11 protein-coding genes are annotated in these 16,066 nt (G+C 31.6%); 8 read left to right on the top strand and 3 right to left on the bottom strand.

Going from position 1 to position 16,066, the window contains the following annotated elements; all coding sequences use genetic code 11:
• The first annotated feature begins 170 nt into the window (after positions 1–170).
• The 7 genes from DWY25_RS13630 to DWY25_RS13600 all read left to right on the top strand — a co-directional run bounded on the left by DWY25_RS13630 (position 171) and on the right by DWY25_RS13600 (position 9,093).
• Positions 171–1,217: a polysaccharide biosynthesis protein gene (locus DWY25_RS13630; protein ID WP_117895694.1), complete on the top strand. Its 1,047-nt coding sequence runs from the start codon at positions 171–173 to the stop codon at positions 1,215–1,217.
• Positions 1,218–1,439: 222 nt separating this feature from the next.
• The gene (locus DWY25_RS13625) at positions 1,440–2,843 is read left to right on the top strand and encodes a glycosyltransferase family protein (RefSeq protein ID WP_117895693.1); all 1,404 of its coding nucleotides are present in this window, start codon (positions 1,440–1,442) and stop codon (positions 2,841–2,843) included.
• A 1,266-nt stretch (positions 2,844–4,109) separates the two neighbouring features.
• A complete protein-coding gene (locus DWY25_RS13620; protein ID WP_117895692.1) occupies positions 4,110–5,114 on the top strand; it encodes a glycosyltransferase family 2 protein in 1,005 nt (334 codons plus the stop codon).
• Positions 5,111–6,556, top strand: a complete 1,446-nt coding sequence (locus DWY25_RS13615) for a lipopolysaccharide biosynthesis protein (RefSeq protein ID WP_117895691.1) — start codon at positions 5,111–5,113, stop codon at positions 6,554–6,556. Before DWY25_RS13620 ends, DWY25_RS13615 begins: the two co-directional genes overlap by 4 nt.
• A gap of 263 nt (positions 6,557–6,819) precedes the next feature.
• Positions 6,820–7,485, top strand: a complete 666-nt coding sequence (locus DWY25_RS13610; RefSeq protein ID WP_117895690.1) for a glycosyltransferase family 2 protein — start codon at positions 6,820–6,822, stop codon at positions 7,483–7,485.
• A 17-nt stretch (positions 7,486–7,502) separates the two neighbouring features.
• Positions 7,503–7,847 (top strand): DUF2304 domain-containing protein, encoded by a 345-nt coding sequence (locus DWY25_RS13605; protein ID WP_117895689.1) that lies wholly within the window; start codon positions 7,503–7,505, stop codon positions 7,845–7,847.
• Positions 7,834–9,093, top strand: a complete 1,260-nt coding sequence (locus tag DWY25_RS13600; protein ID WP_117895688.1) for a glycosyltransferase family protein — start codon at positions 7,834–7,836, stop codon at positions 9,091–9,093. Before DWY25_RS13605 ends, DWY25_RS13600 begins: the two co-directional genes overlap by 14 nt.
• A gap of 3 nt (positions 9,094–9,096) precedes the next feature.
• On the opposite strand, the gene DWY25_RS13595 is transcribed toward DWY25_RS13600, so the two are convergent.
• Genes DWY25_RS13595 through DWY25_RS13585 form a run of 3 tightly spaced genes read right to left on the bottom strand, consistent with a single transcriptional unit; the run spans position 9,097 to position 13,958 of the window.
• Positions 9,097–10,533, bottom strand: coding sequence for a hypothetical protein (locus DWY25_RS13595; protein WP_117895687.1), 1,437 nt, complete (start codon positions 10,531–10,533; stop codon positions 9,097–9,099).
• Positions 10,534–10,551: 18 nt separating this feature from the next.
• The gene (locus DWY25_RS13590) at positions 10,552–11,937 is read right to left on the bottom strand and encodes an MBOAT family O-acyltransferase (protein WP_117895686.1); all 1,386 of its coding nucleotides are present in this window, start codon (positions 11,935–11,937) and stop codon (positions 10,552–10,554) included.
• Positions 11,938–11,954: 17 nt separating this feature from the next.
• On the bottom strand, positions 11,955–13,958 hold the full coding sequence (locus tag DWY25_RS13585) for a hypothetical protein (protein WP_117895685.1): 2,004 nt from the start codon (positions 13,956–13,958) through the stop codon (positions 11,955–11,957).
• Between the two features lie 172 nt (positions 13,959–14,130).
• Between DWY25_RS13585 and DWY25_RS13580 the strand changes: the two genes are divergently transcribed.
• The gene (locus DWY25_RS13580; protein ID WP_117895684.1) at positions 14,131–16,062 is read left to right on the top strand and encodes a phospholipid carrier-dependent glycosyltransferase; all 1,932 of its coding nucleotides are present in this window, start codon (positions 14,131–14,133) and stop codon (positions 16,060–16,062) included.
• Positions 16,063–16,066 lie beyond the last annotated feature (4 nt).

Genomic DNA, 16,066 nt, shown 5'->3' with positions numbered 1-16,066 from the left:
ACTGAAAATTGTAAGAAACTGAGTTATTTATGATCGTATATCATTAAGTTTTTCAAGAAAGATTATGGTGTCATTATATTAAGATATGGGTAATATATTAATCTATTTTCAGCTTGCCAAAATTACATTCAACGAGATATAATTTCAAAAGGTAAAAGGAGAATTAATTTATGACTGTATTTAAAGATAAGGTTTTAATGATCACAGGTGGCACTGGATCATTTGGTAACACAGTGTTGAAGCATTTTCTTGATTCTGATATTGGCGAAATACGTATCTTCTCAAGAGATGAAAAAAAACAAGATGATATGCGACACGATTTACAATCAAAGTTTCCAGAATATGCTGGAAAAGTCAGTTTTTATATTGGTGATGTGAGAAATTTTCAAAGTGTTAAAGATGCAATACATGGAGTTGATTTCATCTTTCATGCGGCAGCTTTGAAACAAGTTCCTTCTTGTGAGTTTTATCCTATGGAAGCTGTCCGTACCAATATCATTGGTACAGATAATGTTTTGCATGCTGCTATTGAAGAAAAAGTAAAGAGAGTGGTGTGTCTTTCTACTGATAAAGCAGCTTATCCCATTAATGCCATGGGTATTTCTAAAGCAATGATGGAACATATTATTTTTGCTAACGCTAGAGTGGCTTCACAAAGGGGTGATACAGTTATTTGCTGTACAAGATATGGAAATGTTATGTGTTCAAGAGGAAGCGTTATTCCTTTGTTTATCGATCAAATAAAAGCAGGAAATCCTATCACGATCACTAACCCTCAAATGACAAGGTTTTTGATGAATTTAGACGAAGCTGTAGAACTTGTAAAGTTTGCCTTTGAGCATGCTAATCCTGGTGATTTATTTATCCAAAAAGCGGATGCTTCAACTATTGGTGATCTAGCCAAAGCCATACAACTATTGTTTGGTGATACCGGGACCAATATTATAGGAACTAGGCATGGTGAGAAGTTATATGAGACACTTATGACTCGAGAAGAACGATTGAGAAGTGAGGATATGGGAAAATATTTTAGGGTAGCAGCTGATAGTAGAGATTTAAATTACGATAAATTTATTATAGCTGGAGAAGTCCATTCAATGGCAGACGAGGCCTATACTTCTCATAATACCAATCGCTTAAGTGTAGAAGAAACAAGGAAAAAAGTTTTAACCACTGATTTTGTTAGGGATACGCTAAAAATATGGGGAAAACAATAAACACCTTTATTTAAAATGTAAAAAATCTGTAGTGAATATAAGAAAGATCAATAGTAATATATTTTAATGCTATAAATATTTATTAATAAACTTATTTTAATAATTAACTAGTATCAAAAAATGTGTTGCATAAAATTACACGGGTGTTTTGTATTGTCATAAGGAGGTGTGATTATATCCTGCTTGAGAAAATTTTAAATAAAAGAGTTGGAGGTAAACACAGTGTCAGAAATAAAAAAGAAATATTTTCCTAAAATACTAATAATAAGTCACAATGCTTTAAGTAAAACACAAAATAATGGGAAGACAATAGAAACACTTTTTAAGGAGTGGCCAAAAGAAAAAATTTTCCATTTGTTTTTAGATAGAGATAATGATGATAGTGCGTTTTGTAGTAGAAGTTTTTGCGTAAATGATTATGATGCTTTAGATAATTTCTTTCGTTTAAAGAAGAAAAGATATGCATGTGAATTGAGAATAGAAGATAATTTTATTCAACCAGATAAAGATTATTATAAAATAATTCAAAAGTTGATTAATCATAATTATAAAAATGACAGTAAAAAAAGCGGAAAAACTATAGAAAACTTAAAGCAGAAAGTGATTCAAAGAAAACCGTTTTTCTCATGGCTGAGGCAATCTCTCTGGAATGGAAAGAAATGGTTCATGAATGATATTTTGTTGTGGGTCAAAGATATTAAGCCGGATTTGATATTTTTTCAAGGTAGTGGCTTTCATTATTCATACGATATAGTTGAGCAAATTCTTGATGATACTGATTTACCGATTATATTACAACTAACGGATGATTATACGCAACCTCCTTATAAATATTCCTTAATTGATCATTATATTACAAATAGATACATAAAGATTTTCCGAAGAGTAATAAAAAGAGCAAGTGGGATCGTAGTAATTAGTGAGAAAATGAAAGAAGAATATTTAAGAAAATTCGGCGGTCAAAATTATTTCATAATGTCAAACGCACTCGATCGGAATTTTCAAGACAAAGAACTAAACGTAAATGGAGAAATAAATATTTTATATGCTGGGAATCTGGGGTTGGGTAGGTATGAGGAACTGATTAAATTTGAACAATTATTGTCAGGTTTGATTAGAAAAAAAGGTTATAAAATTGTTCTGAAAGTTTGTAGTTCTACAATACTTTCTGAGGGAAAATTGGATTATTTTCATGATAGTAAAATAATTGAATGGAAAGGTTTTTTAAGTTCAAAAGAAGTGGAGCAATTAATAGAAGATTGTGATTTTTTATTGCATGTTGAGTCAACAGATGAAATAAATAAGCGTATCACACGATTAAGTATTTCAACTAAGATCGGAGAATATCTAGGGGCAAGAAGATGTATAATAGCGTTAGGGCCTCAAGATATAGCTTCAATAGAATATATTCGAAATAAAAAACTCGGATTAGTGTTGTCAACTAATGATACTGAAAAAAGTATTTGTTTATTGGATCAGGTTATAATAGATATGTGTTTTAGAAATGTATTCATAAAAAATGCAACGGTTGAATTTAATACTAGATATAATCAAGAGTATATTTCTAATTCAATTTATGAAATTGTAAGTCAAATTACTGAAAAAAAAGAGGAATCATCCAACTAACAAATTGAAGAGACTGTAAAAAGTGAGATTTGTTATTAACTAAAATTGAATATATTATGTAATATTCATATGTCTAAGGATAAAGTGTAATATAGAGAATGTGTTTTTTTAACTGAGCAAGATAAACTATTAATTAGGTAAAAATAGTTTCAGAAAATTTTCTGCTTTTGCTACTAACTATTTTATGGCGAGTATGTTTGATGTGAAGAAAATCGGTCTAGTAATTAGGATTAGTACTTGATATAAGTAAGTTTAGCTATTCTATATTATTCTAGTGAAGTATTTTTGCTTCGTATTAAGTGGGACTTTAAGAGGGCAACTACGACTATATTATTTAATAATTGAAATAAGAAAGATTTATTTAGAAAATTTCAAAAAATGGAATAGATGAAGTTCGTGTAGACTTTTCGATTTTAAGTACACTAATTATGAACTATTACAACTTATATATAATGAAGCACATCATAGCTTGGAAGTCTTTTATCGAATAAAAATTAAAAAGAAATTGCATAATGAACAATTTGGACAGTCGGAATGCCGAAAAAATCAAATTGATTAAAAAGACATTATTTGTTAAGCTAAGTGACTGTTGAAGCCATCTAGAATAAATGTATTTATCTTCCTTCAATTTACAATGAGTGGTAGGATAGTTTTAATTAATTCATAAAATATGAATTAGTTTGAAGTTATAAAATAATAATTCTTCTTTTATTTTTGGATGATAAGATATTGCTGCCTTGGTTATGTTGATAATCGTAATATAGTGCATGGAAACACACACTGAAAGGTGAATAGTTGCTGAAACAGTTTCCTCATTGTCATTCCAGTCTTTTCATGGGACGACCGTGATACTGGTTTATCTTATTAAAATCGAATGGCGCAATGCGAGTTGAGTGATTGTTTTTTTAACAAACTTATACACTGTATAGTTTATAGTTCCTAGGATTAATACATTGCACCATTATTGCTATACTTATACGGCTTGAACAACTAGTGATTCAAATTATGATAGGGTATCTTGATTTCCAATCATCCTCAATATAAGGAAGAGTAGTGTGTTGTTGATTTTATGATAACAAATCTATTATAATCTTTGATCATGTAATTATTTGATTGTGTCACGAGACGCTGTTATAATGAATTCGATCACAAATGAATAGAGAATTTTATTATTATTGTACTTAACTTGGCTGGCATATTAACTGAAGGTTAGTGGATGTTTCTAAATTTAATAACTTATAAAAAGAAGAATAGCAGGTGAAAAAGATGTATAAAAAAAACGAGAAGTTATTGACAATCATTATCCCATGTTTTAATGCAGAAAAGTATTTTGAGCGATGTGCATTAAGCCTTGAGAAAGTTAATTCAGATAACGTCTTGATTCTATTTATAAATGATGGGTCAACAGATACTACGCAAGAATTAATTAAGTGTTGGATAAAAAAACATACTAATGGATATTTGATAAATAAGGAGAATGGTGGATATAGCTCAGCAATTAATACCGGCCTAGATAATTGCAATAGTGAATATGTAATGTTTTTAGGTGTTGATGATGAGCTTGATAGTGAAGGAATTAATAATATTTGTATTCATCTTAAAAAAAATAAACCTGACATTTTAGCTTTTTCTACAAAAAAAATTTATGATGATTCAAATAAAAATATGATGAAATTTGAAATTGATTCAATTACAAATTTTAAAAATCCGGGAATATATATATATGATATTTATACATTATATAAGAAATTGGGGAAAGATGCATTAATTCTATTTGTGAGAGACACATCTAGATGTTTTAAAATGGATACTATAGGTAAAACTAGATATTTTGGGAAAACGGGAATTTCTGCTGATGGTTGCTTTTCAAGCATAGTTGCATGTAAATCTAAATCCTTTGAATTTATGAATGATGTTTGTTATTTTTGGCATTTACATGAAGATTCATTATCAGGAAGAAAAAAAACTATAGAAAAAATAGAAGAAGAATTATGTGTATGGACTGAGTTTTTTACATGGATTACGACATCTTCACAGACAAAAAATATTCCGGATCCAATTATTGATTATTTGTTTATTTATAAAGAACTTATAGATGTTTTATATAGGGAAGGTAGAACAGAATTCGCAACGAAACATGAAATACACTTAAAAAAATTTATGATAAAAATTCTAAACAACCATACGATATCGGCAAAATCGCGTGTAAAAATAAAGTACCCTGGGATATATAAAGTATATATGAATGCAAGGGGGATAATAATTGGATGAAAAAGAAATTGATCAACAAACTGAAAAATATGAGTGAAGGTGCAAAATCAGCTTTAGCTTATACTATAGCTACATTATTTTCGGGAGCTCTTAGTATAATCACGGCTCCGATTTTCGCAAGAATTATGACAACATCGCAGATAGGAATAGTCAATTTGTTTAATAGTTGGTATACATTGATCAGTGCTTTTGCAACATTATCATTGACTTCTGGAGGATATGTTGTAGCTCTAAATACATTTTCAGATAATAGAGATGAATATCAATCTTCGGTATTATCATTAACATCGTTAATTGCGTTGCTTTTAGCAGTTTTATATTTAATTTCTCCTGGATTTTGGTCAAACTTGACAGGCTTATCGCAACCACTTTTAATATTAATGCTGTTTGGCTTTTTATTTGCACCAGCAACAGATTTTTGGTTTGCTCGGCAGAAATTTGAATATAAGTATAAAAAACCAGTAGCTATAATTATGATCTCAGCAATAATATCATCTATTATTTCGGTAATAGTTGTATTAATTATGAATAAAAGTAGTGCGAATTCAGTTGTGAATGGGAGATTGTATGCTAATTATTTAATTATTTTTGGTATTGCAGCCATTCTATGGTTTAGTACTTTCATTAAGGGAAAAGTCTTTTTTAATGCAAGATATTGGCGATTTTCACTGAGCTTAAGTATTCCGCTTGTAGGTTATTCTATCGCAGCGCAGCTTCTCAGTGTGTCCGATCGAGTTATGATAAGTAAAATGGTTGATGATAGTGCAGTAGGAATATACGGTACATTATATACTATTAGTTCGCTTTCTTTAATAGTTTGGCAAGCAATTCATGCATCATATGTTCCGTTTTTATTCAATAGTATTGGGAAGAAAGGAACAAAAGTCAAAAAAATTACTAATTCACTTGTTGTTATATATGCTTTTATCGCACTTGTACTTACTTTTTTTGCACCAGAAATAGTACATATTCTTGCAACAGCAGAGTATTACGAAGCAATATATATAATGCCGCCTATCGCAGCTGGCATATTTTTGACTTGTATTACGAATATATATTCTGATATACCTGTTTATTTTCGGAAAACTAAGTATGTTATGTATCCGGCAGCTATTGCTGCAGTATTAAACATTTTTTTAAATTATATATTTATCCCTGTATACGGTTATATGGTTGCGGCATATACAACCCTGTTCTCATACATTATTTGGGCTGTACTTCAATCTTATTGGTGTAAAAAAGTATGCGAAATGAGCGATATCAAATCAAATACATTATTTGATAATAAATATCTTTCTATTATATCATTTATTACAATCATGTTTTGTTTAACCGGTATACTATTATATAGAAACACTATATTACGATATTTGGTAATAATAATTACGAGTGTAATTGGCATTGTATTTGTATATAAACAAAAGGGAACAAAAAAATTATGAAGACATTATTATTTATATTATCATAATGATTGTATTTAAAATTAATTGGTAAATTTATAATAAAATTGATATTTAGATATTTATTAATCTAATATTTGCACTTTTTTGTAGCCATTTTTCTATTTGTATGATATAACAACTTTGTTGATCAATTGCAAAACTATTAGAATATAGCTTATCAAGAATTAATAATTGTTTATAAGCTGTGAATTATTTTGTAATTATTTCCTTGCAAGCATTTTTAAATACAGAAAGGATAAAATATGCGAACTCTAATCATTATCCCGGCTTATAATGAAGCTGAGAATGTTCCTGAATTGATAAAAAATATACAAAAATTAAATTATGATTATTTAGTAATTAATGATTGTAGTCAAGATGAATCAGCAAAAATTTATAATTGTTTAAAGATCAATCACTTGGACTTAAGCATAAACTTAGGTTTAGCTGCAGTTACTCAAGTTGGGTTTAAGTACGCGATAGAGTATGATTACGATAGTGTTATTGTTGTTGATGGTGATGGTCAACATCCTCCAAAATATATCCAGACTTTATTAGATAAATTAAATGAAGGGTATGATTATGTTTTGGGATCAAGATTTAAAGATATAGGTAAACCTTGGTCATTACGGATGTTAGGTAGCAGAATTCTATCTTTTATCATTTATTTAAAAACAGGACGAATGATTACTGATCCAACGAGCGGAATGCGTGCAATGGGGAAAGAAGTTATACGTGAATTTTCTGAAAATTTGAATTTTATCGCTGAACCAGACGCTTTAACTTACATACTAAGACGAAGATATAAAGTAGAAGAAGTCCAAGTAAATATGGATAATCGAGAAAATGGTGAAAGTTATTTCTCAAATCCGCTGCGTTCTATAAAATTTATGTTCAATTCGATTATTAGCATCTTGTTTCTTCAATAGCAAGGAAGGGGGATATTATGAATCTAGGATTGCAATTATCTTTACTATCAGGTGCGGGAATTACATTAATTTTTATAATTTTTGTCTCTAATCATATCAAAATGAATATTAGATATACTGTTGTCTGGATTACTTGGGCAGGGATTATCTTGATACTCAGCATATTTCCGATATTAATTGATAAAATCGCTAAAGTTCTTAGTATTTCTACACCAGTAAATGCGATATTTTTAGTTTTCATATTTTTGTCTTATCTCATGAATTATTATCTTTTTTTTAAAGTTTCTCAGCAAAATGAACAAATAAAATCATTAACATATGAACTTGCGAAATTAAGGAAAGAAAATGATGAAAAAGAATAAAATGTTAGTCATTCCGGGTGGCTTTGTTCCCTATAATGATACGGTTACTTTAATTTGCTATAAGCATTTGCGCAACTTAGATTGTATGATGGATGTAGTTGCATTAAAAGGAAAAGAAGATCAAAGTTTGACGAAAGAATTGGAAAAAGATTTAAATTGGAAAAAATTCAATATCGAATATATTTGCAATTATGAGCAGGCTGTTGCGACCGCAGAAAAGAAAAATATTTTAGAAGGCATTTATAATATTTTAAGATATTGTTTTTTTTGTGTAAAAAAATTAAAACAATATTCGTATGATTTTGTATATTCTTCCTCGATTCCTGCTTTTACACATTTAGCGGCCTATTTTGTAAAAAAGAAAAGAAAACAGATTAAATGGATTGCATCCTTTTCAGACCCATTATATAAATCGCCGTATAAATACGATCATGAAAGTTTTAAAGAGTACTCGTTAATCAATAAAATAGGGTTTTTAGTTTACATACTCATTTATATGAATGGTCTTTATGAAAAACTAGCTATCAATAATGCAGATCAATTAATTTTCATATGTGAAGAACAGCGAGACTTCATGCTTTCGCATTATAAAAATACTGAGGAATTAAAAAAGAAATCTATTATAATTCCTTTAAATTATATAAAAGGTTGGAATATTTATGATGATTTGATTAAAGCTTCAAAATTGAGTGAACCAAAGTATAAAGGTAAATTAAAATTTGCACATTTTGGAAGAATATATGGACTTAGAAAAATTGATAAATTTTTAGTTGCGTTGAGCCAATTAAATAAAGAAATACCAGATTTTAAAGATAGGATAGAGCTTTGTTTTTATGGTGAATTGATAGATAGATATAAAAAACAAATTGAAAATCTGGAATTGTCATCAATAGTCAAAGTTTATGATAAAATACCCTATGCTGATGCTATGAATGAAATGATTGCGTCAGATGGACTATTATTGTTTGATACGATCTTAGAAACTGAGTCGCTGCAGCCGTATCTTCCATCTAAAAGCTTAGAGTATATACTTTTAAAGAAACCGTTGTTTATTTTGGCAGAACATAATAGCCCAACTTATAGAATTTTTACTAGCTTAAATTATACATGTACAACATATGATGTCGCATCAATTAAAAAGAATTTTGAAGCTTTGTTAAAACGCAATCATCAAGATTTAACGTATGACATAACCAAATTTGAGAATGAAAACTGTGTTAAAGAACTTGTTGATTATGTAGCATAAGGTTTATCTATTTTCCAACCAAAAAACCATAGAATAATCAATATACAATGAATCAAGTACTCTTCCTTGTGTATCAATTATAACAATTTTAAGTCCTGGATCTTCTGAGGTTTCTTGTTTCCCGTTTATGATGATATTATTATTTTCAAATTTTATCCTTGCATTCTTTAAAGTATAATCTTTTACTAACTTGTTACCCTCTTCATAAAATAATACTTGATCATTTTGGGTTATCATAATAAAATCTTTATCTTTATCATTGATAAAATCAAATTGAATACCAGCGTTGTTTAACATTTGATTTTCGTATTCTCCAATAAAAGAACGTCCATCGGTTCCATTATAGCTAATTGCAAATGTAAAACCTGATTCTTGAATATAATCAAAGTAATTGTAAATATCATCAACGCTCTGTAATAACTTCTCCATCGTATCATTGTAGAGTTGATCTAAAGCTGTTTCATACGATTCAATTTTTTTCGGCTTTGAAGTGCTTAAGTGATAATCTTGTTCTAAGACTTCAATCAACTTATTCATGAGTTTAGTAGAACCGCGGATATTAGTGTGCCAAATATCGCCGTCCTGATCAAAATGAAAGTTCATTTCTTCATAGAGATCGTTAAAATCGATGAATTGAATTTCTTTGCTTAGCGCATATTGCTTTACATATTGAAGCATATTGTATTCGTGCTGGGTGACATAGTAAGGAGTTTTGACTAATAAGAGCGGTAAATGCTTTTTCCTGCATAGATCAATAATTTTATCAAGATATTGCAGATTGGTCTCATCGGGTTTTACTATTTCTGTTTGATAATAGGTATCTCGTTCTATTTTTTTATCAGATTCAGGATAGCCCATAGTCCAACCGAAAAAAGGGTTGAAGTGCTTTTCGAAAGGGAATTTAAAATCATCCAGTGTCATTTCATTCCATCGCGAATGATAGAGTCTTAAATCTAACAAATAATCCAATTTCAGTGATTTATCGCTTATTTCTTTCAGAGATTGAACTCGATAGATTTCATTTCGCAAACCTTCCGAGTTCTTTTTATAAATTCCGTCTGTCTGGCAGGCCTTAGAGCTCTCCAGAAGACCGAAGACATCGAGGACAATAACTTGAGGTGTTTGTGTCTTTATCGCTTGTTTGAGGTAGTAATAGGTCTGTGAAAAGGGTTGACACTCGCCTGCGAAAACATAACTGTAAGCTCCTGTTTTTTTCCAGAGAATTGCTGGATTGAAGGCATAGTAAGAATGGCTGGAGCCAAGGAAAAGGACATCTAACGAATCTTTTTCGAGCGCGTAGAAACCTTCTGTTTTGTTCGTCATATCATCCGGTGCCTCATAGTATTTTGGACGCAAAACAATTGAAAAGTAAGTCATCAGCAGACAAGCTGTGATCACTAATAATATACATTTAAATATAAACTGAATTGTTTTCTTCATTGTCATTACCTTCTTTAATTAAAACTGAATGTAAATAAATTGATTCGCATCATACCCTGTTCCATACACGCCAAGAATAAGGAAACTGGAGAATAAGAGAATATAAATTAAGAAACGAAATACAAAATTTCTTTTTCTGAACCATTTGATCATATCGAAATGATTTCGCAGGAGATCTAAAATTACAATAATCAAGATGAAGAACAAAGCGATGGAGAGTTCTTTTGGAGAAATTTTAAATAAATCTAAGTTGAGCTTAAAGGATGGGAAAAATAACGCTTTCTGCAATATTGCCAGTGCTTGTTTAACATCTGTTATTTTAAAGAATACCCATGAGATAGTAATTAAAACAAAGTTAAGTATAATCTTTAAAAACCGGATTATTGAATTCGAAGCTTTCTTCGATAGATGTATGATTTGTTCAAATATTTGTAAAAAGCCATGAAAGAGTCCCCAAAGAACAAACGACCAAGAGGCGCCATGCCATAAACCGCTAATCAGGAAGACAACAATCAAATTCCTGTATTTCTTTATGGTCCCTTTGCGATTCCCACCTAAGGGAATATAAATATAATCCCGCAGCCATGAACTAAGGGAAATATGCCAGCGCCGCCAGAATTCAGAGATGCTCTCGGCAAGATAAGGTGTTTTGAAGTTTTCTTCAATCTTAAATCCAAAACATTTCGAGATACCAATTGCCATATTGGAGTAGGCATCAAAGTCTAAATATATTTGAAAAGAATATAAGATCATGGCAATCCATAGTAAACCTCCTGAGGCTTCTTGCCATTGGAAGTAGATGGAATCGACTAATATTAATAAATTATCAGCGATCACTACTTTTTCAAAACAGCCCAAGGCTGTACGGATCAACCCTGATTCAATCCGGGATGTTTTCCAGGGACGCTGCCTTTTTAACTGTATAAAAAAGGATTTTGGTCGGTTAATCGGCCCCGCTGTAAAAACTGGAAAAAAGGAAAGATAAAGCCAGCAATTTAGATAACTGGTTTCTGCGTCCATCCTTTTTTTAGCAACTTCAATACAATAGCTGATTGCTTTAAAGGTATAAAAGGAGATGCCAACAGGCGCTAGCCAGGAAAAATGGAAGAATGGAAATATAAGTTTATAATATTTAAAAATAACTAACCCCGTTGCTAACACAACAATAGCAATTAATAATTCGGAGTTTTGCTTTTTTCTTTTTGTTTTACTTAGGCGCAGTCCAAGAATATAGACAACAAGACTTACTACAAATAAATAGACAACGCCCAATAGCCCGAATGAACTGACATAAAATAAATTAATCAGAGTGAGCCAATAGTTTTGAATCCGTTTAGGTATTATATAGTAAATAACTAAACTGATTATTAAGAAAGCTGCGAAATTTAATGAGGTAGGCTGCATGGTTGTTCTCCTTATCTTTAATGGAATAATCTATAGAATTGCGAGTACAACTGAGGATTAGTGAGCGCAATATTGTCTGAGTCCGGAAGAAAGAATAAAGATAAATTATATAAAATACCAATCAGGCATAGAAATAAAACTGTATATATGAATATTTTTCTTACTTCTTTATCTTTCATTTGAATATAAAGAGAAAAGAGAATAAGCGTGGTTCCTATAAAGATAAAAATTGCAAAATCGGAAATGTAACGTTGTAATAACCCTGCACATTGAATATCAATAAACATAATAAGAATACCGAGGATTGGAAAAGTAAGATAGCTAATTAAAGTTTTAGGTTTTTTTATTCGTTTTAAATTTGGTAATAAAAATGAAAAATAGAGAATAGGGTTGCAAGATAAGAGCCCTCCTGTCATTGATTCTCGAGTAAGTTCCCCTATATAATTTGTATTAAATTCAACGTACTGAAGATACGGAAAGACAGATTGTATATTCGGAAACTGAAATAAATAAGTGAAAAACCCTATAAAGAATCGATCAAAAACAAAACCTCTCCGAGTCATATCGTTGGTCGTTAAATTATAGCTTGATCCAAAATCAAAAGGAGAATCAAAGCGTGTCCAGTTATAGAACATTAATCCTGCAGCGATGATGACATAGGGGAGTAAGGCAACCATAAGGTATTTTTGGTTTTGTTTTTCTCTTAGATTCTTTAATTCGGGTAGGAAGAAGAGGAATGCTAAGAAAGAACCGAGAATCAGTTGCGGTCTGCAGGTGGCAACGAAGGCCATACAACAAGATCCTATAAACAAAATTTTACAATTAAGCGAATGATCAGTTTGCCTGGATTTCAGCCACAAAAATAGTCCCCAGATCGTAAGTGCCAATCCCATCATAATGGGTACTGAATAAATATCAGGACGTCTGGCTATGAAAAAAGCTCCGCTGCCCAATATCGTGGCTGAACTTAATAATAGACTTAAACCGAGTGGTATTTTTCTTTGATTATAACGAATAACAATTTCTTCAAAAAACAAGAAAACTCCAAGAATGAAGAAAATTTCAGAGATCATAATTGGAATGGGATTAGGAAGATGAGTTCCTGTAATTAAAAAATAGGGAAGATAGAAGACTAGTTCCGGACCAATCCCAAAATATACGAAATATTTACCTTTATAATAAGCAAAATCCCAGAAATAATAGACATCTTCCTGGATTCGGAGCGAACTATCATAGGGATTTGATAGTTGTTTTAATTCTTCTGAAGGATCAACGAGTAAAGATGTCTGTCCCTTAGCCAAAGCTTCAGCTAAATAATGATATTCTTGAGGATGAGGATAGGCTGTATCTTTCCAGAAGAAGGGATTAGAGAAAAGCACAAGAACAAATAACAGGATATGGCATGAAGCAGTTACAATAATCATAGTCTTCCGTTTTGTTGAATTTCCTTTAAAAGAGAGAGTAAAGAAGCTGCGATGCTGATATAATTGATAAATAAGGATGAAGAGGATGAACAACGTTAAAATTCTTAATGTTTGTATTTTCAAGGGAACTCGAACATTTATTTCAGAAGCGATTATAGTAAATTTGGCGTTATCTGGATTATGGAAAGAAATACGTAGACTTTTTACATCACCATAGGGGTGTATTCTAATGATGTGAGTTTCTTCCAGAGATTCAATATAAGTTTGATTCCCTTTATAACTCATTTGGGAATGACCTTCATCGCTATAATTGATTTTTAAAACGAGCGTAGTCGGGCAGCCATTTCCTTCACAGTGCAGATTGATTTTTATATTCTGGACATTTTGATTTAAATAATTATATTGTATTGTTTGTAAATTTTGATCTGGGAATACTAATTTATCGGACATAGAATTTCCGTCGATAGAAATTTGATAGCCAGGTTTACTTTGAGGAAATGTAAGTGATTCCCAAGTGCGCCAGTTAAAAATGAAAACTTCAATGGTCATGACAACAAGTAAAAAAATGAAATAAGGATAGAATTTCTTTTTCTTCATTTTCCTCTCCCCTGTAAAAATAAATCCCCAATATAGTTCTTAAAAAAATAATACACAATTTATTCAAGAAATTCTATAGTTAGTGTAAAGTTGTAAAAGAAATGTAAGTATGAAGTGAGTAGAAAGCCTAGCTTGATTCTGATATACTATTAGCTAAAAGGAGTCCTGAATCATGTTAAAAGAATTAAGTTTAACGCTTTTTCATAATCAAGAATTAATTAGTTTACTTCTAATTGAAGGTGTTATCCTGATTGTTTCTTTTATGATATATAAGAGTTTAAAGAAAAAAAATGAAATAATAAAGACACAGTCAAAAGAAACATCCGCTGGAAAGACAGTCTGGAATGCTTTCGACAGTTTAATATGCGGGACAATAACGTTAATGTTCCTGGTTGTTGCATTCTGGCAATTGGGGGACACTGAACTGCCGCACACGCGTTGGCAGCCAACTCAGCCGAATGAATCTTTTGTTTTACAGATTGAGGATGGAAGCAGTGCCTTTGATCGAATTTATCTGCTCTCTGGTGAGGGGGATAATAATGCGTTAGAAAGCGGTTATCAAATTGGTTTAAGAAATGTCTTAATCGAAGGATCTAATGATTTAGTAGATTGGGATAATATTTCGCAAATTGATAACAGCAGTTATCTCCAGTGGAAAATTATTGAAGGACAATGGAATTATCACTATCTTCGTATCACGGCTGGAGAAAAGAATAATGTTATTAATGAAATCGGATTGAAGCGAGCGGGATTTAATGATTTTTTACCATTGACTGTTTATTCGAGTAATCCTGAAGACGCTTACGATCCGCAGTTGGTTATTGACGAGCAGTCTAAGCTGAAGATCGATCCGTTGTATCTGAATGAAACTTATTTTGACGAGATCTATCATGTCCGCAACGCTCAGGAAATTGCCGAAGGTCAGGTTATGTATGCTTTCGTCCATCCGCTTTTGGGAACTCAAGTGATTGCATTTTTTATCAAATTATTAGGTAGTAATCCTTTTGCGTGGCGAGTTGGCGGAGTTCTCTTTAGCGCCGCGATGATCCCTCTGTTGTATGATCTTTGCCGCAGATTATTTAATAAGACTTTTTACGCAGCTCTGGGAGCTGTTTTTCTGGCCTGTGATTTTATGCATTTAACAACAGCGAGAATCGCTACGTTGGAACCTTTTTCTGTTTTCTTTATTTTACTGATGACTTATTTCATGATTCGTTATTGCTTGATGAACTTTTATGTGGATGATTTTAAGAAATCATTAGGTTTATTAGCCGTAGCTGGAATCAGCATGGGAATTGGCGTTTCCGTAAAATGGACAGGTGTTTATGCCGGGATGGGATTGGCCGTATTATTTTTCAGCAGCTTAATCAGGCGTTATGTTGAATACAGACAGGCGAAACAATCGAAAGAACCAACCGCATTAGAAAAACATAAAATTGAAGTTTTCCCTAAATACTGTTGGATTACCCTTCTTTGGTGCTGCCTGTGGTTTGTTTTGATCCCTTTGATCATCTACGCCTTATCTTATTTGCCATGTGTGATCAATCGCGGCGAGGGATGGAGTCTGGCCGGAGTTTTCAAGCAGACTATGGGGATGTATAACTATCATGCGAATCTTGACGCAACCCATCCTTTTCAATCGGTATGGTGGCAATGGATACTGGATGCCCGTCCAATTTGGTATTACCATCATATCAGTGAGAATCTTGTTTACACTATCTCAGCTTTTGGCAATCCTCTGATTTGGTGGTCTGGGTTTTTTGCGATTCTTTTCTGTGCCTATGAATTTATCAGAAATAAAACAAAAACAGCGGGAATGATTTTACTCTGTTATTTTGCTCAGCTCATTCCTTGGATGTTAGTCACTCGCTGTGTTTTTATTTATCACTATTATCCTTCAGTTCCATTTTTAATCGTCGCGCTTGTTTACGGATTGAAATGCTTGATTGACAAGGATGCTCGTTACGAAAAGCGGATCAAAATTTTTGCCCTTGCCTGTATTTTGCTTTTTGTTTTATTTTTACCTGCGACAGCTGGCTTTGGCACAACTCAAGCTTATATTGATGGATTTATGCGATGGTTTCCAAGCTGGTACTTTGGATAAAAGG

It is taken from the genome of Holdemania filiformis, assembly GCF_003459085.1.
GTDB classification, from domain to species: domain Bacteria; phylum Bacillota_I; class Bacilli_A; order Erysipelotrichales; family Erysipelotrichaceae; genus Holdemania; species Holdemania filiformis.
The sequence above is the reverse complement of the archived record's forward strand: the minus strand, read 5'-3'. Positions and strand labels throughout refer to the sequence as shown.